This is a genomic window from Acidovorax sp. FW305-C-20-28 (assembly GCF_058783375.1).
On sequence record NZ_JBYSYM010000049.1, the window covers coordinates 1 to 24073 of the forward strand.

The 24073-nt window shown below is 65.5% G+C and carries 25 protein-coding genes; 10 read left to right on the forward strand and 15 right to left on the reverse strand.

What is annotated here, in order from left to right:
• Nucleotides 1–243: 243 nt before the first annotated feature.
• Nucleotides 244–1158: a LysR family transcriptional regulator gene (locus AC3WOH_RS32220; protein ID WP_492233445.1), complete on the reverse strand. Its 915-nt coding sequence runs from the start codon at nt 1156–1158 to the stop codon at nt 244–246.
• A gap of 89 nt (nt 1159–1247) precedes the next feature.
• On the opposite strand from AC3WOH_RS32220, the gene msuE reads away from it, so the two are divergent.
• The 3 genes from msuE (at nt 1248) to AC3WOH_RS32235 (ending at nt 3966) form a co-directional block, all read left to right on the forward strand.
• A complete protein-coding gene (gene msuE, locus AC3WOH_RS32225) occupies nt 1248–1829 on the forward strand; it encodes an FMN reductase (RefSeq protein WP_492233415.1) in 582 nt (193 codons plus the stop codon).
• A gap of 46 nt (nt 1830–1875) precedes the next feature.
• Entirely contained in the window at nt 1876–2850 is a 975-nt protein-coding gene (locus AC3WOH_RS32230; protein ID WP_492233416.1) for a DUF1852 domain-containing protein, read from the forward strand.
• A 90-nt stretch (nt 2851–2940) separates the two neighbouring features.
• A complete protein-coding gene (locus AC3WOH_RS32235; protein WP_492233417.1) occupies nt 2941–3966 on the forward strand; it encodes a methionine synthase in 1026 nt (341 codons plus the stop codon).
• A 37-nt stretch (nt 3967–4003) separates the two neighbouring features.
• Here AC3WOH_RS32235 and AC3WOH_RS32240 read toward each other — a convergent pair whose 3' ends face one another.
• Nucleotides 4004–4582, reverse strand: coding sequence for a 2'-5' RNA ligase family protein (locus AC3WOH_RS32240; RefSeq protein WP_492233418.1), 579 nt, complete (start codon nt 4580–4582; stop codon nt 4004–4006).
• 183 nt (nt 4583–4765) lie between these two features.
• On the opposite strand from AC3WOH_RS32240, the gene AC3WOH_RS32245 reads away from it, so the two are divergent.
• Together AC3WOH_RS32245 and AC3WOH_RS32250 are read left to right on the forward strand one after the other, a co-directional pair.
• Nucleotides 4766–5452 carry a hypothetical protein gene (locus tag AC3WOH_RS32245; RefSeq protein WP_492233419.1) on the forward strand — a complete coding sequence of 229 codons (687 nt, stop codon included), beginning with the start codon at nt 4766–4768 and terminating at the stop codon, nt 5450–5452.
• Nucleotides 5449–6243, forward strand: a complete 795-nt coding sequence (locus tag AC3WOH_RS32250; protein WP_492233420.1) for a hypothetical protein — start codon at nt 5449–5451, stop codon at nt 6241–6243. Before AC3WOH_RS32245 ends, AC3WOH_RS32250 begins: the two co-directional genes overlap by 4 nt.
• A gap of 72 nt (nt 6244–6315) precedes the next feature.
• Here AC3WOH_RS32250 and guaA read toward each other — a convergent pair whose 3' ends face one another.
• From guaA to guaB, 4 genes are all read right to left on the reverse strand, one after another.
• The gene (guaA, locus tag AC3WOH_RS32255; RefSeq protein WP_492233421.1) at nt 6316–7935 is read right to left on the reverse strand and encodes a glutamine-hydrolyzing GMP synthase; all 1620 of its coding nucleotides are present in this window, start codon (nt 7933–7935) and stop codon (nt 6316–6318) included.
• A 28-nt stretch (nt 7936–7963) separates the two neighbouring features.
• Nucleotides 7964–8398 (reverse strand): type II toxin-antitoxin system VapC family toxin, encoded by a 435-nt coding sequence (locus AC3WOH_RS32260; RefSeq protein ID WP_184861159.1) that lies wholly within the window; start codon nt 8396–8398, stop codon nt 7964–7966.
• A complete protein-coding gene (locus tag AC3WOH_RS32265; RefSeq protein ID WP_492233422.1) occupies nt 8395–8649 on the reverse strand; it encodes a type II toxin-antitoxin system Phd/YefM family antitoxin in 255 nt (84 codons plus the stop codon). The genes AC3WOH_RS32260 and AC3WOH_RS32265 overlap by 4 nt, the downstream gene beginning before the upstream one ends.
• Nucleotides 8650–8759: 110 nt before the next feature.
• Nucleotides 8760–10235 carry an IMP dehydrogenase gene (gene guaB, locus AC3WOH_RS32270; protein ID WP_492233423.1) on the reverse strand — a complete coding sequence of 492 codons (1476 nt, stop codon included), beginning with the start codon at nt 10233–10235 and terminating at the stop codon, nt 8760–8762.
• A gap of 139 nt (nt 10236–10374) precedes the next feature.
• Between guaB and AC3WOH_RS32275 the strand changes: the two genes are divergently transcribed.
• Nucleotides 10375–10926 carry a DUF4124 domain-containing protein gene (locus AC3WOH_RS32275; RefSeq protein ID WP_184861165.1) on the forward strand — a complete coding sequence of 184 codons (552 nt, stop codon included), beginning with the start codon at nt 10375–10377 and terminating at the stop codon, nt 10924–10926.
• Between the two features lie 63 nt (nt 10927–10989).
• Here AC3WOH_RS32275 and AC3WOH_RS32280 read toward each other — a convergent pair whose 3' ends face one another.
• A complete protein-coding gene (locus tag AC3WOH_RS32280; RefSeq protein WP_492233424.1) occupies nt 10990–11340 on the reverse strand; it encodes an RnfH family protein in 351 nt (116 codons plus the stop codon).
• Nucleotides 11333–11773, reverse strand: a complete 441-nt coding sequence (locus AC3WOH_RS32285) for a type II toxin-antitoxin system RatA family toxin (protein ID WP_184861167.1) — start codon at nt 11771–11773, stop codon at nt 11333–11335. The genes AC3WOH_RS32280 and AC3WOH_RS32285 overlap by 8 nt, the downstream gene beginning before the upstream one ends.
• 148 nt (nt 11774–11921) lie before the next feature.
• Here AC3WOH_RS32285 and smpB point away from each other — a divergent pair, with 148 nt between their 5' ends.
• From smpB to AC3WOH_RS32305, 4 genes are all read left to right on the forward strand, one after another.
• Entirely contained in the window at nt 11922–12395 is a 474-nt protein-coding gene (gene smpB / locus AC3WOH_RS32290; RefSeq protein ID WP_184861169.1) for an SsrA-binding protein SmpB, read from the forward strand.
• A gap of 127 nt (nt 12396–12522) precedes the next feature.
• On the forward strand, nt 12523–12888 hold the full coding sequence (locus AC3WOH_RS32295; protein ID WP_492233425.1) for a COG4315 family predicted lipoprotein: 366 nt from the start codon (nt 12523–12525) through the stop codon (nt 12886–12888).
• A gap of 18 nt (nt 12889–12906) precedes the next feature.
• Nucleotides 12907–13458, forward strand: a complete 552-nt coding sequence (locus AC3WOH_RS32300) for an RNA polymerase sigma factor (protein ID WP_492233426.1) — start codon at nt 12907–12909, stop codon at nt 13456–13458.
• Nucleotides 13459–13481: 23 nt separating this feature from the next.
• Nucleotides 13482–14345, forward strand: a complete 864-nt coding sequence (locus AC3WOH_RS32305) for an anti-sigma factor family protein (RefSeq protein WP_492233427.1) — start codon at nt 13482–13484, stop codon at nt 14343–14345.
• A 6-nt stretch (nt 14346–14351) separates the two neighbouring features.
• On the opposite strand, the gene AC3WOH_RS32310 is transcribed toward AC3WOH_RS32305, so the two are convergent.
• From AC3WOH_RS32310 to nusA, 7 genes are all read right to left on the reverse strand, one after another.
• A complete protein-coding gene (locus tag AC3WOH_RS32310; protein ID WP_492233428.1) occupies nt 14352–15473 on the reverse strand; it encodes an enoyl-CoA hydratase/isomerase family protein in 1122 nt (373 codons plus the stop codon).
• Complete coding sequence (locus AC3WOH_RS32315) at nt 15470–16351, reverse strand: DMT family transporter (protein WP_492233429.1); 882 nt, start codon at nt 16349–16351, stop codon at nt 15470–15472. Before AC3WOH_RS32315 ends, AC3WOH_RS32310 begins: the two co-directional genes overlap by 4 nt.
• 113 nt (nt 16352–16464) lie before the next feature.
• Nucleotides 16465–18288: a translational GTPase TypA gene (gene typA, locus AC3WOH_RS32320; RefSeq protein WP_492233430.1), complete on the reverse strand. Its 1824-nt coding sequence runs from the start codon at nt 18286–18288 to the stop codon at nt 16465–16467.
• Nucleotides 18285–19277 carry a tRNA pseudouridine(55) synthase TruB gene (truB, locus tag AC3WOH_RS32325; RefSeq protein WP_492233431.1) on the reverse strand — a complete coding sequence of 331 codons (993 nt, stop codon included), beginning with the start codon at nt 19275–19277 and terminating at the stop codon, nt 18285–18287. The genes typA and truB overlap by 4 nt, the downstream gene beginning before the upstream one ends.
• 3 nt (nt 19278–19280) lie before the next feature.
• The gene (rbfA, locus tag AC3WOH_RS32330; RefSeq protein WP_184861186.1) at nt 19281–19652 is read right to left on the reverse strand and encodes a 30S ribosome-binding factor RbfA; all 372 of its coding nucleotides are present in this window, start codon (nt 19650–19652) and stop codon (nt 19281–19283) included.
• 20 nt (nt 19653–19672) lie between these two features.
• Nucleotides 19673–22543 (reverse strand): translation initiation factor IF-2, encoded by a 2871-nt coding sequence (gene infB / locus AC3WOH_RS32335; protein ID WP_492233432.1) that lies wholly within the window; start codon nt 22541–22543, stop codon nt 19673–19675.
• Nucleotides 22544–22567: 24 nt separating this feature from the next.
• On the reverse strand, nt 22568–24055 hold the full coding sequence (nusA, locus tag AC3WOH_RS32340; RefSeq protein WP_184861190.1) for a transcription termination factor NusA: 1488 nt from the start codon (nt 24053–24055) through the stop codon (nt 22568–22570).
• Between the last annotated feature and the right edge of the window lie 18 nt (nt 24056–24073).

The following is a 24073-nucleotide window of genomic DNA, read 5'->3' on the forward strand; positions in this document are numbered from 1 at the left end:
AGGGAGTCGTCAGTATCTACAACGATGCTCTTGAACGCCAGGTTTTACGGGGATGAAATTCAACAGCCTGCTAAGGCAACGCAAAATCAAGTCTTCGCGATGGCGCGTGCCCTGGTTTGAGATGGACTGCCAGGCGCAAAGCGCAGCCATAGCCAGTGCTATGGCGAGCATTTGAAACGCCGCAGACCGCCCAAAGCGGGGCGCGCGCCGCGCGAGGGACTTGGTTTTGCGTTGCCTCGAGAGTCAGTTGGCCGCCTGTGCCATGGCAATGCCAGCGGCAGGCCGCCGGGCCAATTCGATGAACGCCCGCACATAGTCGATGGCCGTTTCGGCCTCACGCGCCCCCAGAAAAATCTGCTTGGCGATGCCGCGCGCGCCCAGGCGCACGGGCACCACATCCATCCTGGCCGCGTACTCCTCCACCAGCCAGCGCGGCAGGGCCGCCACGCCGCGACCGCTGGCAACCATCTGCAGCATGATGTCCGTGGTTTCGATGGCCTTGTGGCGTTTGGGCGTGACGCCGGCCGGCAGCAGGAACTGGTTGTAGATGTCCAGGCGCTCGATGTCCACGGGGTAGCTGATGAGCACTTCCTGCGTCAGCTGCTGGGGCTTCACGTAGGCCGCCGAGGCCAGAGCATGGCCCTTGGCGACCACCAGCACCTGCTCGTAGTCGAACACGGGCTCGAACTTGAGCCCCGGCTTGAACAGCGGGTCGGGCGTGACCAGGAGGTCGATCTCGTAACCAAAGAGCGCGCCGATACCGCCGAACTGGAATTTCTGCTTCACGTCCACATCCACATCGGGCCATGCGGCCAGGTAGGGTGACACCACCTTGAGCAGCCACTGGTAGCAGGGGTGGCACTCCATGCCGATGCGCAGCGCACCGCGCTCGCCCTGCGCGAACTGGCCCAGGCGCTCTTCGGCCAGATCCAGCTGCGGCAGCACGCGGTTGGCCACCGCCAGCAGGTACTGGCCGGCCTGCGTCAGGCGCAGGCTGCGGCCTTCGCGCAGCCAGATGTCGGTGCCCAGCTGCTGCTCCAGCTTCTTCATGCTGTGGCTCAGGGCCGACTGGGTGAGGTTGAGCACGCCTGCAGCGGCCGTGAGCGAGCCTTGCTTCTCAACCTGCTGAACGATGCTGAGGTGGATACGCTCCAACATTTGCATGATCCAAATTCATGGATTTGTGAAATAAAACCATTTTACTTCATCAACCGCCGCCACTAGCATCCCCTTCCATGACAGCAAACATGGCACATCCCCTGCGCGTCGTCGCGGTTTCCGGCGGCTTGCAACGCCCCTCCAAGGCGGCGGCTCTGGCAGAGCATCTGCTGGACCTGATCGCCGACGCGCTCCCCTGCGAACAGCGCCTGGTGGAGCTGGGCCAGCTCGCACCGCAACTGGCCGGCGCGGTGTGGCGCGCCCAATTGCCCACCTCGGTGGAACACGAACTGGCAGCGGTCGAGCAGGCCGACGTGCTGGTGGTGGCCACACCGGTGTACCGCGGCGCCTACACCGGGCTGTTCAAGCATTTTTTCGACTTCATCCACCAGGACGCCCTGGTCGACAAGCCGGTCTTGCTGGCGGCCACGGGCGGCAGCGAGCGCCATGCGCTGGTCATCGACCATCAGTTGCGGCCGCTGTTCAGCTTTTTTCAGGCGCGCACCTTGCCCCTGGGCGTCTACGCCACAGACCCGGACTTCACCGACCACCGCCTGCAGGGCGAGGCCCTGATCGCGCGGGCCCGGCTGGCCGTGCAGCGGGCATTGCCGCTCATCGCACTTGCGCGCCACGCCAGGACCTTGCAGGCCGAAGACGTGGTGCTGGCCTGAGACATGAACCGCCTTGACTCCCCCCCATTCAGCCCACCCCATCGCCATGCACCAAGAACCCGCCTTCCACCTCAAAAGCATCTGTTTCGACGAAAACTACCAGCCATCGGACAGCACGCGCATCACCACCAACTTCGCCAACCTGGCCCGCGGAACGAGCCGCCAGCAGAACCTGCGCAATACGCTGCGGATGATCGACAACCGCTTCAACGACCTGGCGCATTGGGACAACCCGACAGGCGACCGTTATTCCGTCGAACTGGAGATCATCTCGGTCGAGATGAGCATCGGCGCGGAGACCCGCCATGCGGCGTTTCCGCTGATCGAGATCCTGAAAACCTGCATCCTCGACAAGAAAACCAACAGGCGCATCGACGGCATCGCGGGGAACAATTTCTCGTCCTACGTGCGCGACTACGACTTCAGCGTGGTGCTGCCGCAATACAACGCCCACCGCGCTGAATTCGGCATGCCCCATGATTTTGGCGATCTGCATGGCAAGCTGTTCCAGCAGTTTGCCAACTCAAGCCTGTACAAGGAGCACTTTGGCAAGCCGCCCGTCATCTGCATCAGTGCCTCGACCAGCAAGACCTACCAGCGCACCGGCAACCAGCACCCGGTGCTGGGTGTCGAGTACCAGCAGAACGAACTGTCTTCCACCGACCAGTACTTCGCCAAGATGGGCATGCAGGTGCGCTTCTTCATGCCGCCCAACGGCGTGGCGCCCTTGGCCTTTTACTTCCATGGCGACCTGCTGGGCGACTACACGAACCTGGAGTTGATTGGCACCATCAGCACCATGGAGACCTTTCAGAAGATCTACCGCCCCGAGATCTACAACGCCAACTCTGCCGCTGGAAGAATCTACCAGCCGAGCCTGAAGAACCAGGATTACTCGTCCACGCAGATCGTCTACGACCGCGAAGAACGCAGCCAGCTGGCGGTCACGCAGGGCAAGTTTGCCGAAGAGCACTTCATCAAGCCGTACAAGAACGTTCTTGAGCAATGGGCGGCAAGATGATTAATCCGGCCCTGACTGGCCGATGGCGCGCTTTGCTACCTCGGCATATGCTCACCCCATCCATCTTTGCTTCAAAAAAGGAAATCTCCGATGTTTGAAACCTCCATCGCCGGCAGCCTGCCCAAGCCCGCCTGGCTGGCAGAAACCAACAAGCTCTGGCCCCAGTGGATGGCCGAAGGCGATGCACTGCGCCAGGCCAAGGCCGATGCCACCCTGCTGTGGATCAAGGCCCAGGAAGACGCGGGCCTCGATATCGTGGGCGATGGCGAGCAGTCGCGCCAGCACTTCGTGCACGGCTTCCTCGAACAGGTCGAAGGCATCGACTTCGAGCACAAGGTGAAGATGGGCATCCGCGACAACCGCTACGACGCCATGGTGCCGCAGGTGGTCTCGGCCCTGCGCCTGAAGGGCCGCGTGCATGCCTTCGAGGCCCAGCTGGCGCGCGCCCACACCAAGAAAAAGCTCAAGTTCACCCTGCCCGGCCCCATGACCATCGTCGACACCGTGGCCGACCGCTTCTACGGCGACAAGGTCAAGATGGCGTTTGCCTTTGCCGAACTGCTCAACCAGGAAGCCCTGGCGCTGCAGGCCGATGGCGTGGACATCATCCAGTTCGACGAGCCCGCCTTCAACGTCTACATGAAGGACGCCGCCGACTGGGGCGTGCAGGCACTCGAACGCGCGGCGCAGGGCCTGACCTGCACGACCGCAGTGCACATCTGCTACGGCTACGGCATCAAGGCCAATACCGACTGGAAGAGCACCCTGGGCGACGAATGGCGCCAGTACGAAGCGGTGTTCCCGGCCTTGGCCAAGAGCAGCATCGACCAGGTGAGCCTGGAGTGCATCCACTCCCACGTGCCGCCCGAGCTGATGAAGCTGCTGGCCGGCAAGGACGTGATGGTCGGCGTGATCGACGTGGCCAGCGACGTGGTGGAGACGCCCGAAGAAGTGGCGGACACCATTGGCCGCGCGCTGGAGTTTGTGCCCAAGGAGCGGTTGTTCCCCTGCACGAACTGCGGCCTGGCCCCCATGGGGCGCGATGTGGCGTGGCGCAAGCTGCAGGCGCTGGCGGAGGGCACGAAGCTGGCGAAGGAACGGTTGGCCGCGGCATGATGCCCCCCGCGGCAGGCGGCGCAGGCCACGACCACCGCTACCAATCGAACGACTGCTGGCGCGACACCAAAGGCCAGCGGCCCAGCACCACATGCTCGCTCAGCCCATACAGGCTGTCCACCAGCATGAACTCCGACACCCGCCAGGCGAACGGTTCAACCACACGCCGGGCAAAGGGCGCATGCCGATAGTCCAGCGTGACATGGGGGCTGAAGCTGCTGCGAATCTGGCTCTCGTGAAAGCCCACCCGCCGCATGGCCTGCGCCAGGCAGTGCTCGAAATCGCAAATACCGCGCAGGCCCGCCGCCCGGCCGGTCAGCTGCGCCATGCTTTTGCCATTGGGCTGCGTGCTCGATTGCACGGCATCCAGCCAGATGTCGAACGGCTCGGCCACCACGCTGTTGCCTGCCGCCATCGCAAGATCGAGCTGGCGGGTTGGAATGCGGTCCAGAAAGCGACCCATCTTCTCGATGGTGATGTGCAGGCCTTCCTTTCGCATGGGCGCGCCCCGCTCAGGAAAGGCCGACAGGCCCAGGCTGCCGAGCAGCCCGACCGCCCGGCATTCCAGATGGGCGGGAAGGCCGACAAAAAAGTAGAGGTCGTGGGGCTGTGCCATGGCAATCAGACGTCCGGTGAAGGCGGCACCCATTTTGCACAAATACTGTATAAAAATACAGCAACTCTTCCCTAAAACCCCAAAGACCAAGCTTGTGCACCCGAAAAATTGACAGGTCCAGACGCCGACGCGGCCCGCAATAATGAATAGGTTGCCGCCACCGATGGAGCGCACTTTTTCACCGTGAACATCAACACCCTGCGCAAGAAAGCCAAAGCCCAGACACTGGAGGTCGAGCACATTCTGGCGGCGGCGGCACGCCGCCCTGCGGGCCTACAGGCAGAGCTTCAGCGCCTGTCTGCCGAGCTGGAGTGGCTCCACACGCCCTACCCGCGCGGTGGCGGCCACGTCGTGCCTTTCGCCCGCTGGGCCGAGGTGGCGGGCGCCTATGCAGAGCACGGCGTTCCCGGCCTGGCAGGGTGGATGCAGGCGAAGGCGCAGGCAGCAGCAGGGCACGGGGCACCCGCCGAATTCGTGCTTGCGATGCTGGAAGTGCTCAAGACGCAGGAAGCCAACGACGCCCTCTTCTCCCTGTTTGCCCATGTGCTGGACGACCCGGGGGGTCATTTGGCAGAAGCCCTGGAGCTGGCCAGCACCATCAACCTCATGTTCTCGTTCAAGGGCTCCCTGCCGCCAACGCCCGCCCAGGCCGACCGGGCCCGGTCGTTCTTGATGGCGCTCTACCCCCTGGCCCGCAAGGAAGCCGAACGCTGCACCGTGGTCTGCGCCCTGCGGGGCGTGGGCGATGAATCCACGGCCCAGTTCCTGGCCACGATCAAGCCCTTTGGCGGCCCGCATGCGGGGCTGGAAAAGTCGGCGCTGCGGGCCATTCGCAAGAGGCTGCAAGGCATGGCGTCAGCGACCCCATGAGCTTCGATTTCGTGTTCTTTCGCCTCCGGCGCGCACCGGATGCCCGCGCCTGGGCCCGCTTTGCCATCGACCAGATCGCCTCCCACGGTCACAACACCCCAGCGCTGGTGGGCGGCAAGGGTTCTGGATGGCGCAAGGCCCCAGCCGGCCGCGAGGCGCTGATCGAGGCGATTGCGGCATCGCGCAACCGCTCGGTACAGGCCGGGTACAACCCCCGAAGCCGCGACCCCGTGGACGGCTGGGGCATCTACTGCGCCCACCCCGGCGAGCACGATGCCCACCTCTGCCGCTACCGCGAGCCGTCTTCTGCCCCCGCCAACCTTCACGACTGGTTTGCCGCCTCGGCCCAGGCGCTGGCAAGCATCGCCGACATCAGATACGGCTTCGGCTATTCCGGACGCGCCCCGAAGGACGTGTACTTTGGCCCGGGCATGAGCGCAGGCAAGCCGAGCCCCGAGCTGGCCCCGCTGTTTGCCGACGAGGAAAAAGTGGCACGCTGGTTTCGCGCCTGCGCGTGGAACACGGATGGCGCGTATGTCAGGGATGCGTTCCCGGTGAATGTGCTGGGCCGGGATTTTCTGGATCTGGAGGTTTCGCCCTCTGGCAGGGCCCTGGCGAATGGACTGATGGCATTCGGTGGTCTTGAGCGGCTTACCCCGGACCTGCATGTCTGGTCCATCAGGTCGGAAGAGCAGCGGCAGGCGGCATCCGAGTTTTTGGCGCAGCGGCAGTTGTCTATCGTGTCCCATTCGGATGGAAGCCATAGCCAGATCAAGCCGGCAGGCCACTGAATAGACAAAAGCGCCTCATCGCTTGATGAGGCGCTTTGGCTTCAAACACAAGGCCGCCAAGGCGGCCTTGCATCACTCCCACTCAATCGTCGCCGGCGGCTTGCTGCTCACGTCATACGTCACCCGGTTGATGCCCCGCACCTCATTGATGATGCGGCCCGACACCTTCTTGAGCAGGGCGTACGGCAGCTCGGCCCAGTCGGCGGTCATGAAGTCGCTGGTCTGCACGGCGCGCAGGGCGACGACGTAGTCGTACGTGCGGCCGTCGCCCATCACGCCCACGCTCTTGACGGGCAGGAAGACGGTGAAGGCCTGGCTGGTGAGGTCGTACCAAGTCTTGCCGGTGGCTTCGTCGGTGAAGTTGCGCAGCTCTTCGATGAAGATCGCGTCGGCGCGGCGCAGCAGGTCGGCATATTCTTTTTTCACCTCGCCCAGAATGCGCACGCCCAGGCCGGGGCCGGGGAAGGGGTGGCGGTAGACCATTTCGGGCGGCAGGCCCAGGGCCACGCCGAGTTCGCGCACTTCGTCCTTGAACAGGTCGCGCAGGGGCTCCAGGAGCTTCAAGCCCAGTTGCTCTGGCAGGCCACCGACGTTGTGGTGGCTTTTGATGGTGACGGCCTTCTTGCTCTTGGCGCCGCCGGATTCGATGACGTCGGGGTAGATGGTGCCCTGGGCCAGGAAGGTGGCGCCCTTGGCGCCTGCATTGCCAGCCTTGAGCTTGGCGGCCTCGGCCTTGAACACGTCGACGAACAGGCCGCCGATGATCTTGCGCTTTTGCTCGGGTTCGCTCACGCCGGCGAGCTTGCCGAGGAACAGGTCGCTGGCGTCCACGCGGATGACCTTGGCGTGCAGCTTGCCGACGAACATGTCCATGACCATGTCGCCTTCGTTCAGGCGCAGCAGGCCGTGGTCGACGAACACGCAGGTGAGCTGGTCGCCGATGGCGCGGTGGATCAGGGCTGCGGCCACGGACGAATCGACGCCGCCGGAGAGGCCGAGGATCACTTCTTCGTCGCCCACCTGGGCGCGGATCTGTTCGACAGCTTCGGCGATGTGGTCGCGCATGACCCAGTCGGGGCTGGTGCCGCAGATGCCCAGCACGAAGCGGTCGAGCAGCGCCCTGCCCTGCACGGTGTGCGTGACTTCGGGATGGAACTGCACGGCGTAGAAGCGGCGCTCTTCGTCGGCCATGCCGGCGATGGGGCAGCTGTCGGTGCTGGCCATGAGCTTGAAGCCCGGGGGCAGCTCGGTGACCTTGTCGCCGTGGCTCATCCAGACGTTGAGCATGCCGTGGCCTTCAGGTGTGGTGAAGTCGGCAATGTCCTTGAGCAGTGCGGTGTGGCCGCGGGCGCGCACGGCTGCAAAGCCGAATTCGCGCTTGTGGCCGCCTTCGACCTTGCCGCCCAGCTGGTGGGCCATGGTCTGCATGCCGTAGCAGATGCCGAGCACGGGCAGGCCGAGTTGGAACACGGCTTCGGGCGCCTTGTCGGTGGTGTCTTCGTACACGCTGGCGTGGCTGCCGGAGAGGATGATGCCCTTGAGCGAGCCGTCCTTGGCGTAGTCGCGCACCCATTCGTCCGTCACGTCGCAGGGGTGCACCTCGCAGTACACGTTGGCTTCGCGCACGCGGCGGGCGATGAGCTGGGTGACTTGCGAGCCGAAATCGAGGATGAGGATTTTCTGGTGTTGCATGGTGTTGGGCGGCGGTTGGGGTGTTTATTTAAAGGCTGGAAAGGTCAAGAAGCGGTACGCCGCTGCGCTTGGCGGCGGCGGCCTGCGCGGCGTCGAACGTGGCCAGGGGCAGGCGCAGCGAGCGGGCCAGCCACAGGTAGGCGGCGTCGAAGGTGGGCAGGCCGGTGTCGAGCGCCACGTCCATCACGGCCTTGTGCTGGGCGGGGGCCAGGTCGTGCAGTTCCACGCGGTGGCGTATGGCTTCGAGCACGCCCCACAGGCCTTCGACCGATGCGGGCGGTATGCGGCCGCTGTGCACGCCGCTGCTGATGAGGTTGCTGCACTCCCACTGCCAGAGGTTGGGGGCCTGGGGCTCGACCTCGTCGCGGCGGATCAGGGTGTACAGGCGGCGGGTGTGCTCGCTGGCCGCATCGGGCAGCAGCCAGGCGGCGGTGACGGAGGCGTCGAGGACAAAGGCGGTCATGCGGCGCTCCGGCCCTTGCGGCGCAGGGTGTCTGGAACATCACCTGCGGGGAGTACGGTGGCATGCAGCGCGTCGATCTGGCCCAGCTCGCGGGCGATCTGCTCGTCGGTGATGACGGGGCGGCGGCGCACGGGCAGCATGCGCACCACCTCTTTGCCGTGGCGGGTGATGCGCACTTCTTCACCCTGCTCGACCAGCTCGATCAGGGCAGAGAACCTGCTCTTGGCTTCGTAGATGCCGACGGACTGCATGGATGCGCGGACCCCCAAAAAGAAAAAGTCTGGCCTGAATGGTGAATTCAGACCAGACTATATCATTCTGACCAGATATTTTCAATCAGGCCAGATTGGATCGGCGACGATCAATCAGCGCGGTAGTTCGGCGCTTCCTTGGTGATCTGCACGTCGTGCACGTGGCTTTCGCGGATACCGGCGGTGGTGATCTCGACGAACTCGGCCTTGTTGTTCATGTCGTCGATGGTGGCGCAACCGCAGTAGCCCATGGAGGCGCGCACGCCGCCGGCCATCTGGAACACGATGGAGACCATGGAGCCCTTGTAGGGCACGCGGCCTTCGATGCCTTCGGGCACGAGCTTGTCGGCGTTGGGGTTGCCGGTGCTCGACTCCTGGAAGTAGCGGTCGGCGCTGCCCTGCTGCATGGCGCCGATGCTGCCCATGCCGCGGTAGCTCTTGTAGCTGCGGCCCTGGTACAGGATGACTTCGCCCGGGGCTTCTTCGGTGCCGGCGAACATGCCGCCCATCATGACGGTGCTGGCGCCAGCAGCCAGTGCCTTGGCGATGTCGCCGCTGTAGCGGATGCCGCCGTCAGCGATGAGGGGCACGCCGGTGCCCTTGAGGGCCGTGGCCACGCTGTCGATGGCCATGATCTGGGGCACGCCCACACCGGCCACGATGCGGGTGGTGCAGATGGAGCCGGGGCCGATGCCGACCTTGACGGCGTCGGCACCCGCCTCGACCAGCGCCAGCGCTGCCGCGCCGGTGGCGATGTTGCCGCCGATGACGTCGACCTGCGGGTAGTTCTGCTTGACCCAGCGCACGCGCTCGATCACGCCCTTGCTGTGGCCGTGGGCGGTGTCGACGACGATGGCGTCCACACCGGCCTTGACCAGGGCTTCGACACGCTCTTCGGTGCCTTCGCCCACGCCCACCGCTGCGCCCACGCGCAGGCGGCCCGAGGCGTCGCGTGCGGCGTTGGGGAAGCTGGTCTGCTTGGTGATGTCCTTGACGGTGATCACGCCCTTGAGTTCAAAGGCGTCGTTCACGACCAAGATGCGCTCGAGCTTGTGCTTGTTGAGCAGCGCCTTGGCCTGGGCCGGGGTGGTGCTGTCTTTCTCGTTGACGGTGACCAGCTTCTCGCGCGGGGTCATGATCTGGTGGATCTTGACGTCGTAGCGGGTTTCGAAGCGCAGGTCGCGGCCGGTGACGATGCCGACCACCTTGCCGCCGTCGCACACGGGGAAGCCCGAGATGCCCAGCTGTTCGGACAGTTGCAGTACCTGCAGCACGGTGTGCTCGGGGGTGATGACCACGGGGTCGCGCAGCACGCCGGACTCATAGCGCTTGACCTTGGCCACATGGGCGGCCTGCTCCTGCGCAGTGAGGTTCTTGTGCACGATGCCGATGCCGCCCTCCTGGGCGATGGCGATGGCCAGGCGCGCCTCGGTCACGGTGTCCATGGCGGCGGACACGAGCGGCAGGTTCAGCTGGATGTTGCGGGAGAGTTTCGTCGCGAGGGACGTGTCCTTGGGCAGGACCTGGGAGTACGCTGGCACCAGCAACACATCGTCGAAGGTGAGCGCTTTTCCAAGAAGGCGCATGAGAAGGCTCCAAAAGACGGATTGTACCCGCGTCCGCGTGACACTGCTGGCGCCCTCCCCCTGTCCGTGCGGCGGTGCAGCATGCCCGCCCGTCCGCCTCCACTGGCGGCGGACTTGTTGCACCGCTAAACTTCTCCATATGAAATTGCACAAGATTGCTTTGCTGGCCATTGCCTGCACCTGGGCCCTGGGTGCCGCCGCCCAATGGCAGTGGATCGACAAGGACGGCCGCAAGGTCTTCAGCGACCGCCCGCCGCCGCAGGACATCCCTGAAAAGAACATGCTCAAGCAACCGAGCTTCGGTGGCCCGCGCGTGACGCCTGTCGTCACGCCGGCTGCGCCAGCCGCCCCCGCAGCAGCCGGTGGCGCAAGCGCCGCAGCCCCTGGCGCAGCGGCTGCCCCCGCGGCGCCGGCCAGCGCCGCCGCCAGCGGCAAGGACAAGGAACTGGAGAAGCGCAAGGCCGAGGCGGAAGCCGCCGAAGCCGCGAAGAAGAAAGCAGAAGACGAGAAGATCGCCAAGGCCAAGGCAGAAAACTGCACCCGTGCGCGCGAAGCCAAGGCGCTGATGGATTCGGGCACGCCCCTGCGGCAAACCAATGCCCAGGGCGAACGCGTGTTCCTCGACGAGGCCCAGCGTGCGGCCGAGACCAAGCGCATCAACGCGGCGATTGCGGCCGACTGCAAGCGCTGAGCCGGGCGAAAAGCCCCCTTTCGTTGCAGAAAAACGGCGCCTGGGGCGCCGTTTTTGTTTCATTTAGTATCCTGATTTGCCGCCTGGCCGCTGCCGCGCAAAGAGGCCTGTGGCGCGTGCGCCCTGGCGTGCGAAGCGTTCGCGCCGCGCCACCTTGGGGTCGACCTTGAGGTCGCGGTAGAGTTCCACCCGGTCCTGGTCCTTGAGCACGGTGGTCTCGGGCAGAACGCGGCCCCAGATGCCGCAGACCATGCCCTCGCGCTGCGCGGCCAGGGGGCCGGCGGCCTGCAGGGCGTCGGCCAAGGTGCTGCCCGGGGGCAGTTGCACCGTGCATTCGCTTACCTGCCGCGGCGCCCGCGAGAGCACCACGGTGATCTGCATCAGCGCAGGGGCTGCACCCTCGCCATCAGCCATACACCTGCTCCGCGCGCTTCACGAAGGCATCGACCATGCTGCCCGCGATGCGGTCGAACACGGGGCCCACCAGGGCGGCCAGGGCGGCATTGTCGAAGCCGTAGTTCAGGCTGAGTTCGACCTTGCAGGCGCGCTGGCTGCCGTCGCCCACGGGGTGGAAGTGCCAGTCGCCGTCGAGCCGCGAGAACGGGCCCTTGACCAGGTGCATCTGCACGCGCCGGCCCGCCTCGTGCGTGTTGCGCGTGACAAAGCTCTTGTGCAGGCCGCTGAAGGCAATGCCCACCTCGGCCGTCATGCCCTCCTCGGAGCGCTCCAGCACGGTGGCGCTGTCGCACCAGGGCAGGAACTCGGGGTACTTCTCCACCCCCGTGACCAGGGCGAACATTTCTTCGGGGCTGTACCAGATGAGGACGGACTTGTTGACGGTTTTCATGCAGGGGCAGGGTTCGGTCCGGGATCCGCGGCGCACGCACTGGCATGCGCCCGAGAAGATGAAGGACACGCCCTAAAATGACAGGTGCGAGACCCAAGCATTGTAGGGAGGCCTTTTATCTCCTCGTTTGCGCCTCAATTAATAAGACATGGCCAAGAAACCCGATCCAACCGCCCGCATTGCCGATAACAAGAAGGCGGCCTACAACTATTTCTTCGAAGAACGCCACGAGGCAGGCATGGTCCTGTACGGCTGGGAAGTGAAGGCCTTGCGCGAGGGCAAGGTGCAGCTGACCGATGGCTACGTGATCATCCGCGAGGGCGAGCTGTTCCTACTCGGTTGCCAGATCAACCCGCTCAAGACCGCGTCGACCCACGTCAACCCCGACGCCATCCGCACCAAGAAGCTGCTGCTCAAGAAGAACGACATCGAGCACCTGATCATCAAGGTGGAGCAAAAGGGCTACACGCTGGTGCCGCTGAACCTGCACTGGAAGAACGGCTACGTGAAGTGCGAGATTGCCCTGGCCAAGGGCAAGGCCGAGCATGACAAGCGCGACACCATCAAGGACCGCGAAGGCAAGCGCGAGGTGGAGCGCGCGATGAAGAGTCGGAACCGCTGACGCCCGGCAGACAGGCTCACATTTTTTTCATGCGCGGTGGAATAAACCACGGCGCCCCTGTGTTTGTGGAGGTGCAAGGCGGCATTGGCCGTTGCATGCAAACCCTCTTCTTCCACCTGGAGAAACCATGAAAAAGACCCTGTCCATCGCTGCGTTCCTGGCCGTTGCCGGCTGCTCCACCATGGCGGCCGATGGCCCTGTGAAGACCGTGGACGGCGTGCTCGTCGGTGCTGGCGGCATGACCCTCTATACCTTCGACCGCGACGCCGCGGGCAGCGGCAAATCGGTGTGCAACGGCCCCTGCGCCACCAACTGGCCGCCGCTGCTGGCCGACAAGGCCCCCGGCAGCGACTACAGCGTGGTGACACGCGACGATGGCAAGATGCAGTTGGCCTACAAGGGCAAGCCGCTGTACTACTGGGTCAAGGACACCAAGCCGGGAGACAAGACCGGCGATGGGTTCAACCAGGTGTGGCGTACCGCCAAACCCTGATCGGGGCTTCTCTCCGGTATGAACCGCACCCAGGTCGTCGAGCAGTTGCCCGCGCTGCGCCGCTATGCGCGCGTGCTGACGGGCGACGCCTGGGCGGCCGACGACCTGGTGCAGGACACGCTGGAGCGTGCCTGCAGCAAGTGGCTGCTGTGGCGCGCGGGCAGCGACCTGCGCGCCTGGCTGTTTACCCTGATGCACAACCTGTACCTCAACCAGGTGCGTGCACAGCCGCCCTCGCCCCACCTGGATGTCGATGGGCTGCGCGACAGCTTGCGAGGCAGCGATGGCATGCACGATGATGCCCTGGACCTGGAGCGCTGCCTGCAGCGCCTGCCCGCCGAGCAGCGCGCCGTGCTGCTGCTGGTGACACTGGAGGACATGGACTATGGCGATGTGGCCCGCATCCTGGGCATTCCCGTGGGCACGGTGATGTCGCGCCTGTCGCGCGCACGCAGCCGCCTGCGCCTGCAGATGGAACGCGCCCCTGCCGCCCCGGCCGCCACCACCGACCACCCGGACCCCGATGCCCCCACCGGCCAGCCAACTCCTCCCTTGCGCCGCCTCAAATGAGGAAGCCCGCGCGCCAGCCCGCCATGGAAAAGCACCCACACCACCACCCCGCCCCATCCGCCGACGATGAAGCCGCATGGCACGCGCTGGTGGATGGCCGCCTGTCGCCTGCGGAGACCGCCGCACTGCGGCATCGGCTCGAAGGCCAGGCGGGGGCCGAAGAGACACTGGCGCAGTGGGAGCAACAGCGCCAGCAACTGCGCGCCCTGCACCAGGGCCTGCTGGCCGAGCCCGTGCCCGAGGCGCTGGTGGCCGCGGCGCTGCGCACCTCGGCCCGCAGGGATCGGCAAGACCGCTGGTGGCGCTGGGGCGGCATGGCCGCGTCGGTGCTGCTGGCGTTTGCCCTGGGCTGGACCGGGCGCAGCCTGTGGCCCGGCATGGCCCCGGCAGGGCCTGTGCTGGCGCTGGCCAGCACCCCCAACGCACAACACTTTGCCCAGCAGGCGGCCGTGGCACACGCCGTGTACCAGCCCGAGGTGCGCCACCCCGTGGAGGTGCCGGCCGCGCAGCAGGAGCACTTGGTGCAGTGGCTCTCAAAACGCCTGGGCCGGCCGCTCAAGCTGCCGGTGCTGGCCGATGAAGGCTATGAGTTGGTAGGCGGCCGCCTGCTGCCCGGCGACGCGGGCGCGCGCGCGCAATTCATGTACCAGAACGCCCAGGGCGAGCGCATCACGCTATACCTGGGCGCCATCGCCGCGGGCAGGCCCGGTGCGGCAAGCGCCGCATCGAAGAAACCCGATGCCGGAGAAACCGCCTTCCAGTTCACCAGCGAGGGCCCGGTGCCCGGTTTCTACTGGGTGGACCAGGGCTTTGGCTACGCGCTCAGCGGCCAGCTCACGCGCCAGCAACTGCTGGTGCTGGCATCGGCGGTGTACCGGCAGCTATAGGTCTGGTCAGGCAAGCGCCGCCAGGGGGTGCGAATGCGCGGGCCAGGGGCTCGCGAAGAACGGCGCCACCATGGCGGGCGTGACGTCTTCGATGCGCGCGGGGTTCCACTTGGGGGCGTGGTCCTTGTCCACGGCCAGGGCGCGGATGCCCTCCACCGTTTCGCTCTGGCCCGGACGCAGGTAAAAGCAGTGGCGCACCATGTCGCGCTCCATGCGCAGGTCGTCGGCCAGGCCCATGCCGCGCGCGCGGCGGATCTGTTCGAGCACCACGTGCAGCATCAGCGGCGAGCGCTTGCGCAGCGTGGCGGCGGTGGTGCGGGCCCAGTCGGTGTCGGCGGCTTCGAGCGCACGCACGATCTCGCCCACGCTGGGCAATGCAAAGTAGGTATCGGCCTGGGCCAACTCGGCGGCCACAGGCTGGCTCTTGGGCAGCAGGCGGGCCACGACGAAGGCCTTGACGGCCTCGGCGTCGGCAAACGGCTGCGTGCCCAGGGCCTCCCACACGGGGGCCTGCTGGTCCACGGGGATACAGCCGTCGGCCAGGCCGCAGGCGATGGCAAGGTCGGCGCCGATGGTGTCGCCCGTGAGCGCCAGCCATTCGCCCGCACTGCCGGGGCAGCGTGCGAGGAAGTAGCCGCCGCCCACGTCGGGAAACAGGCCGATGGCCGTCTCGGGCATGGCCATCTTGGTACGCTCGGTCACCAGGCGCAGTGCGGCGCCCTGGCTGATGCCCATGCCGCCGCCCATGACGATGCCGTCCATGAACGCAATGTAGGGCTTGGCGTAGTTGTGGATCAGGTGGTTGAGCGCGTATTCCTCGGTAAAGAAGTCTTCGAGCTGCGGGTTGCCCTGGCTGCCGGCCTGGTGCAGGAAGCGGATGTCGCCGCCCGCGCAGAAGGCGCCGAACGGGCCTTCCTTGTTGCTGCCGCGGATGGCCACGGCCAGCACGGCGTCATCGTGCTGCCATGCGAGCAGGATGGCCATGAGGTCGCGCACCATGCCCAGCGAGAGCGCATTGAGCGCACGTGGGCGGTTCAGCGTGATGAAGCCCACCTGGCCGCGCACCTCGCTGAGCACCTCGGGGGCTGCTGCGGCGGCGGTTGCATTCGTTGTTGTCGTCTCCGTCATTGTTGTTCCTTCCAAGCCAACAGTTCATTGAAAACCAGTGCGCCGATCACCAGCGCCCCACCCGCCAGCACGGCCGCCCCAGGCTCTTCGCCCGCGCCCATCCATGCCAGCAAAATACCAAAGATCACCTCGAGCAGGCTGAGCAGCGCGATCTCGGGTGCCTTGAGCACCTGGCCGCAGCGCACCGCCAGCACACAGGGAATGGCCAGTTGCACCACGCCCAGCAGCGCCAGCAGCGCGAGGTCGTGCGCCGAGGCCTGGAACGGCAGCGCCAGCGGCAGCGTGGCCACCACCGAGAGCACCGCGCCGACCAGCACGGCAGGCACCAGGTCCACCCGGTGGCCGTGGCGCTGGGAATGCTGCACCACCGTCCAGTTCACGGCACCGGCGATGGGCACGCACAGCGCCACCAGCGTGCCGACCAGCGGCAGGCCCGCCATCTCTGAACCATACATCCACGCGATGCCCAGGCCTGCCACGCCAATGGCCGCCCAGGTGCGCGGCGCGATGTGGTGACCGATGAAGATGCGCGCGAGCAATGCCGTGAGCAATGGGGCGACTGCCATGGTCACCAGCACATTGGCCACCGGCATGAGCAGGATGGCGACCATGAAGGCGGTAAACATCACGGCCCAGCACAGGCCGGCGATCCACAGCGCCACGCCGCTTTTGCGCATGGCGGCAAACACCGCGCGCCCCTGCAGCAGCGGCAGTATCACCAACAGCGCCGCCAGCGTGAACAGGCTGCGCCAGAAGGTGACCTCGAAGCTGCGCGCCGCCTCCAGGTGGCGCGTGACGACGCCGGCAATGGACCACATCAGGGTCACCACCACCATCAGGGCCACGGCACGGGAATGCGTGAGCGTCAGCAAGGGCATCGGGGATACGGGGGAATCAAGATGGCAAAAAGGGCCACAGCGTAGCAGCAGTGGCCCTTCAGGCGGCAGGCAGGACGCAGGGCGCCCCACCATGCCTTCACAACTCACGCAAATCAGGAACGGCCTGCGCGCTTGCGCTCGTTCTCGGTCAGGTAGCGCTTGCGGATGCGGATGGACTTGGGCGTGATCTCGACCAGCTCGTCGTCCTCGATGAATTCCACAGCGTATTCGAGCGTGGCGTCGATGGGCGGCGTGATCTTGACCGCGTCTTCCTTGCCCGAGACGCGGAAGTTGGTCAGCTGCTTGGTGCGCGTGGCGTTCACCACCAGGTCGTTGTCGCGGCTGTGGATGCCGACGATCATGCCTTCGTACACGGGGTCGTTGGCCTTGACGAACATGCGGCCACGGTCATCGAGCTTGCCCAGGGCGTAGGTGAAGATTTCACCGTCGTCCATGGAGATCAGCACGCCGTTCTTGCGGCCGCCGATGTCGCCCTTGTGCGGCTCGTAGCTGTCGAAGATGTTGCTGATCAGGCCCGAACCGCGTGTCAGGTTCAGGAATTCGTTGGTGAAGCCGATCAGGCCGCGCGCAGGGATGCGGTATTCCAGGCGCACGCGGCCACGGCCGTCCGGCTCCATGTTCACCAGCTCGCCCTTGCGCTCGCCCAGGGCCTGCATCACGCCGCCCTGGTGGCCTTCTTCGATGTCGGCCGTCACCAGCTCGATGGGCTCGTGCTTGACGCCACCGACGTCCTTGAACACCACGCGGGGCTTGGACACGGCCAGCTCGTAGCCTTCACGGCGCATGTTTTCCAGGAGGATGGTCAGGTGCAGTTCACCACGGCCCATGACTTCGAAGATACCTTCTTCGTCGGTTTCCTTCACGCGCAGGGCCACGTTGTGCTGCAGTTCCTTTTGCAGGCGGTCCCAGATCTGGCGGCTGGTCACGAACTTGCCTTCGCGGCCTGCCAGGGGCGAGGTGTTCACGCAGAAGTTCATGGTCAGCGTGGGCTCGTCCACCTTGAGCATGGGCAGCGGCGAGGGGTTGGCAGGGTCGGTCACGGTCACGCCGATGCCGATGTCTTCGATACCGTTGATCAGCACGATGTCACCTGGGCCGGCCACGGGGGTCTGCATGCGATCGAGGCCCTGGAAGGTCAGCACCTGGTTCACACGGCCCTTGATGGCCTTGCCGTCCGGGCCTTCCATGACCAGCACGTCCTGGGCAGGCTTCAGGGTACCCTGGCTGATGCGGCCCACGCCGATGCGGCCCACGAAAGTGGAGAAGTCCAGCGCCGAGATCTGCAGTTGCAGCGGAGCGCTCGCGTCACCCGAGTTCGGGGGCACGTGCTTCAGGATGGTATTGAACAGGGCCGACATGTCGGGGCCCCACTGCTCACCGGGAGCGCCTTCTTCGAGCGAGGACCAGCCGTTGATGCCCGAGGCGTACACCACGGGGAAGTCGAGCTGCTCGTCGGTGGCACCCAGCTTGTCGAACAGGTCGAACGCGGCGTTCACCACCTTGTCGGGGTTGGCACCGGGCTTGTCCACCTTGTTGACCACCAGGATGGGGCGCAGGCCCAGGGCCAGGGCCTTCTTGGTCACGAAACGCGTCTGGGGCATGGGGCCCTCTTGCGCGTCGATCAGCAGCACCACGCTGTCCACCATGGACAGGGCGCGCTCCACTTCACCGCCGAAGTCCGCGTGGCCGGGGGTGTCGACGATGTTGATGTGCGTGCCTTCCCAGCTCACGGCGCAGTTCTTGGCCAGGATGGTGATGCCACGCTCTTTTTCGATCGCGTTGTTGTCCATCACCGTATCGACCACCTTTTCGTGGTCGGCAAAGGTGCCGGACTGGCGCAGCAATTGGTCCACCATGGTGGTCTTGCCATGGTCAACGTGGGCGATGATGGCGATGTTGCGGATCTGTTTCGTCATAGTTTTTCCAATGTGCCGCTGGCTTGCAGGTGCGGCGTACCTTCCAAAATTTGTTGAATCTCCAGCGGACTCAGGAGCCTGTCGGGCACCAACTCCCCGCCCACGATATGGCCCACCCCCAGCAGCGCCGGGGGGCTGTCGCCAAACACCGCCACGGCCCCGGCATCGGGCCAGGTGCCTCGGCGGCGCACGCCCGACAGGAAGCGAGCGGCATCCTCGCTGTCCAGCGTGACACGCACGTGTTGTGCCAAAAGCGATTCGGGCGGCTCCAGTTGCGACAGGCGCGCGCCCTCATCCATGGCTTCGAGCTGCGCCAAGGTGACGCAGCGCTCCACACCGATACCCCCGGTATCGATGCGGCGCAGGAATGTGAGGTGCGCGCCGAAGCCCAGTGCCGCACCCACATCTTCACCCAGGGTGCGGATATAGGTTCCCTTGCTGCACTGCACCACCATTTTAAGGGCGATGGCATCCGGATTGTCCGCCAACAAGGTGAGAGAAAGCGAATGGATCACCACGTCGCGGGCCGGGCGCTCCACCTCGATGCCGGCGCGTGCGTATTCGTACAAGGCCTTGCCGTCTTTCTTGAGGGCGCTGTGCATGGGCGGCACCTGGCGGATCGGGCCGGTGAATTGCTGCTGCACGGCGGCCAGGCGCTCGGGCGTGAGCTCGGCCAGCACCACGGGGCGCCGCTCGATCACATCGCCCTCGGCATCGCCGGTGGTGGTGGTGGTCCCGAGCAGGGCTACGGCTTCATAGGTCTTGGGGGCATCGAGCTGCAGCTGGCTGAACTTGGTGGCAGCACCAAAGCACAGCGGCAGCACGCCGGTGGCCAGCGGGTCGAGCGTGCCGGTATGGCCGGCTTTTTCGGCGCGCAGCAGCCATTTTGCCTTCTGCAAGGCATCGTTGCTCGAGAGGCCGAGCGGTTTATCGAGCAGCAACACCCCGTGCACAGGGCGCCGCTGCACCCTGGTGCGAGGCGCGTGCATGGGCTAGTCCTCTTTCGCGCGCGAAGAGACCGCCTTGGCGATCAAGGCGTTCATGTCGGCCGCACGCTCGGAGGTGCGGTCGTACACGAAGTGCAGCGTGGGCACCGTGTGGATGTGCAGGCGCTTGAACAGGCCGTTGCGCAGGAATCCAGCCGCCTGGTTGAGCGCCGCCTGCGTTTCCACAGGGTCGCCCACCAGCAGGCTGAAGAACACCTTGGCGTGTGCGTAGTCGGGAGTCACCTCCACCCCCTGCAGCGTCACCATGCCCACGCGCGGGTCTTTCAACTCGCGCGCGATCAGCTCCGTCAGATCGCGCTGGATCTGATCGGCCACCTTGAAGGCGCGGTTGGGGGTGGCGGATTTCTTTGCAGCCATGTTGTCGTCGTTTCCGCCTTTTACAGCGTGCGCGCGATTTCCTTGATTTCAAAGAACTCGAGTTGATCGCCTTCCTTGATGTCGTTGTAGTTGCGCAGCTTGATACCGCACTCGAAGCCTTCCTTGACTTCGCGCACATCGTCCTTGAGGCGGCGCACGGACTCGACTTCGCCGGTGTAGATGACCACGTTTTCGCGCAGCAGGCGGAACTTGCAGTTGCGCGTGACCTGGCCGGAGGTGACGTACGAACCCGCCACGGTACCGATCTTGGAGGCCACGAACACGGTGCGGATTTCGGCCGTACCAATGGCTTCTTCGCGCTGCTCGGGGGCCAGCATGCCGGACATGGCTGCCTTCAACTCATCCACGGCGTCGTAGATGATGTTGTAGTAGTGCAGGTCCACATCGCTCGACTCGGCCAGCTTGCGCGCACCGGCGTCGGCGCGCACGTTGAAACCGATCACGACGGCCTTGGAGGCGATCGCCAGGTTGACGTCGGACTCGCTGATGCCGCCCACGCCGGCATAGACCAGCTGCACGCGGATCTCGTCGGTGGAGAGCTTGAGCAGCGAGGCTGCCAGCGCTTCCTGCGAACCCTGCACGTCCGCCTTGATGATGATGGGCAGGGTTTGCACCTCGCCGGCAGTCATCTCGGAGAACACGTTCTCCAGCTTGGCGGCCTGTTGCTTGGCCAGCTTGGTGTTGCGGAACTTGCCGGCACGGTAGGTCGCGATTTCGCGCGCACGGCGCTCGTCGGACAGCACCATGAACTCGTCGCCGGCCTGGGGCACGTCGGACAGGCCCTGGATTTCCACCGGGATCGAAGGACCCGCCGTCTTGGCCGGCTTGCCGTTTTCGTCGAGCATGGCGCGCACGCGGCCCGAGGTCTGGCCGGCCAGCACCACGTCGCCCACCTTGAGCGTACCGGACTGCACCAGCACCGTGGCCACAGGGCCGCGGCCCTTGTCGAGCTGGGCTTCGATCACGAGACCCTTGGCCAGCGATTCCACCGGTGCCTTGAGTTCCAGCACTTCGGCCTGCAGCAGCACCTGCTCGAGCAGGTCGTCGATGCCCATGCCGGTCTTGGACGACACGGCCACGAAGGGCGAGTCACCACCGTACTCTTCAGGCACCACCTCTTCGACCACCAGCTCCTGCTTGACGCGGTCGGGGTTGGCATCGGGCTTGTCGGCCTTGGTGATGGCCACCACGATCGGCACCTTGGCCGCCTTGGCGTGCTTGATGGCTTCCTTGGTCTGGGGCATGACGCCGTCGTCGGCCGCCACCACCAGGATGACGATGTCAGTGGCCTGCGCACCACGGGCACGCATGGCCGTGAAGGCCTCGTGACCGGGGGTATCGAGGAACGACACCATGCCGCGCGGGGTTTCCACGTGGTAGGCACCGATGTGCTGGGTGATGCCGCCGGCTTCGCCCGCAGCGACCTTGGCACGGCGGATGTAGTCCAGCAGCGAGGTCTTGCCATGGTCCACGTGGCCCATGACGGTGACCACGGGGGCACGCGGCAGCAGCTCGGCATCCTTCTGGCCCGAATCCTCGTCGGTGAAGGCTTCTGGATCGTCCAGCGCAGCCACCACGGCCTTGTGGCCGAGTTCTTCCACCACGATCATCGCGGTGTCCTGGTCCAGCGGCTGGTTGATGGTGACCATCTGGCCCATCTTCATCAGCGCCTTGATGACCTCGGACGCCTTGATCGACATCTTGTGCGCGAGCTCGGCCACCGTGATGGTTTCAGGCACGTGCACTTCGATGATGCGCGCCTCCGCCGGAGCGGAATGCTGGTGCATGTCGTCGCGGTGGTCGCGGTCGTTGCCACGGCGGCCACGCGGGCCTCCGCGCCAGTTGTTGCGCCCCACGCCCCCGCTGCTGTCGCCGCGGGTCTTGATTTCCTTCTTCTTCGCCGTGTCGCCCGCCCAGCTGGAAGACAGCTTGGCCGACTTCACTTCCTTGCCGGCGCCAGCGCCACCCGCAGGGGCTGCAGCAGGCGCACCGGCGCGAGCGGCCACGCCCGTGCCCACGGCCGGCTTGTGCAGCGTGCCCTTCTTGGCGTCGCCAGCCGCAGCAGGCTTGGCCACGGGCTTGGGTTCCTCGGGCTTCTTGGCGACCATGACCGCCTTCTTGGGCGTGGCCATCATGGAGCGGATCGCAGCGGCCTCGGCTTCGGCCTTGCGGCGGCGGGCGTCGAGGTCGGCAGCGCGGGCCGATTCCTCATCGGAGCGGGCCTTGGATTCGGCCGCAGCCTTTTCGCGGGCTTCGGCCTGGGCAGCGGCGCGCGCAGCGGCCTCAGCAGCCTGCTCACGCGAGGCCACTTCCTTCTCGGCAGAGGCCTGGGCCTTCTTTTCGGCTTCCTGGGCGGCATAGGCAGCGGCGCGCTCTTCGGCTTCGCGTTCGCGCTTTTCGCGCGCTTCACGCTCGGCACGCTTTTCGGCGAGCTCGGCCTCCTGGCGGCGGATCAGCTCAGCCTGGCGGCGCGCCTCTTCCTCACGGCGCGACAGTTCCAGGTCTTCGCTGGAGACGGTGGCTTCCTCGACCGCGGCCTCTTCGGCCTCGGGCGCGCCGTCCACACCATCATCGCGCTTGATGAAGGTGCGCTTCTTGCGCACTTCCACCTGGATGGTGCGCGCCTTGCCGGTGGCGTCGGCCTGCTTGATCTCGCTGGTGGACTTCTTGGTCAGCGTGATCTTCTTGCGGTCGGCCGCGACCGTGCCGTGGCTGTTTTGCAGGTGCACGAGCAGCTTTTGCTTGTCGGACTCGGTCAGCGCGTCCGACGTGGCGGTCTTGCCCACGCCCGCAGCCTTGAGCTGGTCGAGCAGGGTTTCAGGCGATTTTTTGAGTTCGGTTGCGAACTCGGCGACAGTGTTACTGGACATATGTGGTTCGTGCCTCCCTGACCCTTACTCTTGCTGCCCCGCGAACCAGTGTTCACGCGCCTTCATGATCAAGGCTTTGGCTTCGTCTGCGGACTGTCCGGTCAGGTCGGTCAGCTCATCAATGGCCAGGTCGGCCAGATCGTCCCGGGTGTGCACACCGCCTTCGGCCAATTTGGCGATCAGCTCGGGGGTGAGGCCTTCGAGGTCACGCAGATCCTGGGAGACGTCTTCCACGCTTTCCTCACGGGCGATTTCCATGGTGAGCAGCGCATCCTTGGCACGGGCGCGCAGCTCATTGACGGTGTCTTCGTCGAAGCTTTCGATCTCCAGCATTTCCTGCAGCGGCACATAGGCCACTTCTTCCAGGCTGGCGAAACCTTCGGAGATCAGGATGTCGGCGATTTCCTCGTCCACATCGAGTTTTTCCATGAACAGCTTGCGGGCCGTATCGGTCTCGTTGGCCTGCTTCTGCGCCGATTCGGCGGCGTCCATGATGTTGATCTTCCAGCCGGTCAGGTCGGACGCCAGGCGCACGTTCTGGCCGCCGCGGCCGATGGCGATGGCGAGGTTTTCCTCGTCCACCACCACGTCCATGGCGTGCTTTTCCTCGTCCACCACGATGGAGGAGACGTTGGCCGGGGCCAGCGCACCGATCACGAACTGGGCCGGGTCTTCGGACCACAGCACGATGTCCACGCGCTCGCCGGCGAGCTCGTTGGTCACGGCATTCACGCGGGTGCCGCGCACGCCCACGCAGGTACCGATGGGGTCCACGCGCTTGTCATGGGACAGCACGGCGATCTTGGCGCGCGAGCCGGAGTCGCGGGCGCAGCTCTTGATCTCCAGCAGGCCCTGCTCGATCTCGGGCACTTCCTGGCGGAAGAGTTCGATCATGAACTCGGGGGCCGAGCGCGAAAGGATGATGGGCGCGCCGCGCAGCGTCAGGTCCACTTCCATGATCATGGCGCGCACGCGGTCACCGCTGCGCAGGTTCTCCTTGGAGATCATCTCGCTGCGGCGCAGGCGGCCTTCCACGCGGCCGGACTCGACGATGATGTCGCCCTTGTCCATGCGCTTGACGGTGCCGGTGAAGATCTTCTCGCCGCGCGACATGAAGTCGTTGAGCAGCATCTCGCGCTCGGCGTCGCGGATCTTTTGCAGGATGACCTGCTTGGCGGCCATGGCGCCGATGCGGCCGATGGGCACGGACTCGACGCCTTCTTCGATGTACTCGCCGACTTCGATGTCGGGGATGCGGTCGCGCGCATCCATCAGCAGCTCTTCGGCATCGGGGTTCTGCAGGCCCGCATCATCGGGCACCACCAGCCAGCGGCGGAAAGTCTCGTAGTTGCCACTGTCGCGGTCGACGGACACGCGGATATCCACCTCGCCGGGGTACAGCTTTTTGGTGGCCTGGGCCAGGGCCGACTCGACGGCGCCCAGGACCACGTCCAGTTCCACGTTCTTCTCGCGCGAAATGGCCTCAACCAACATCAACAATTCGCGATTCATGCGACGACTCTCCTAGTT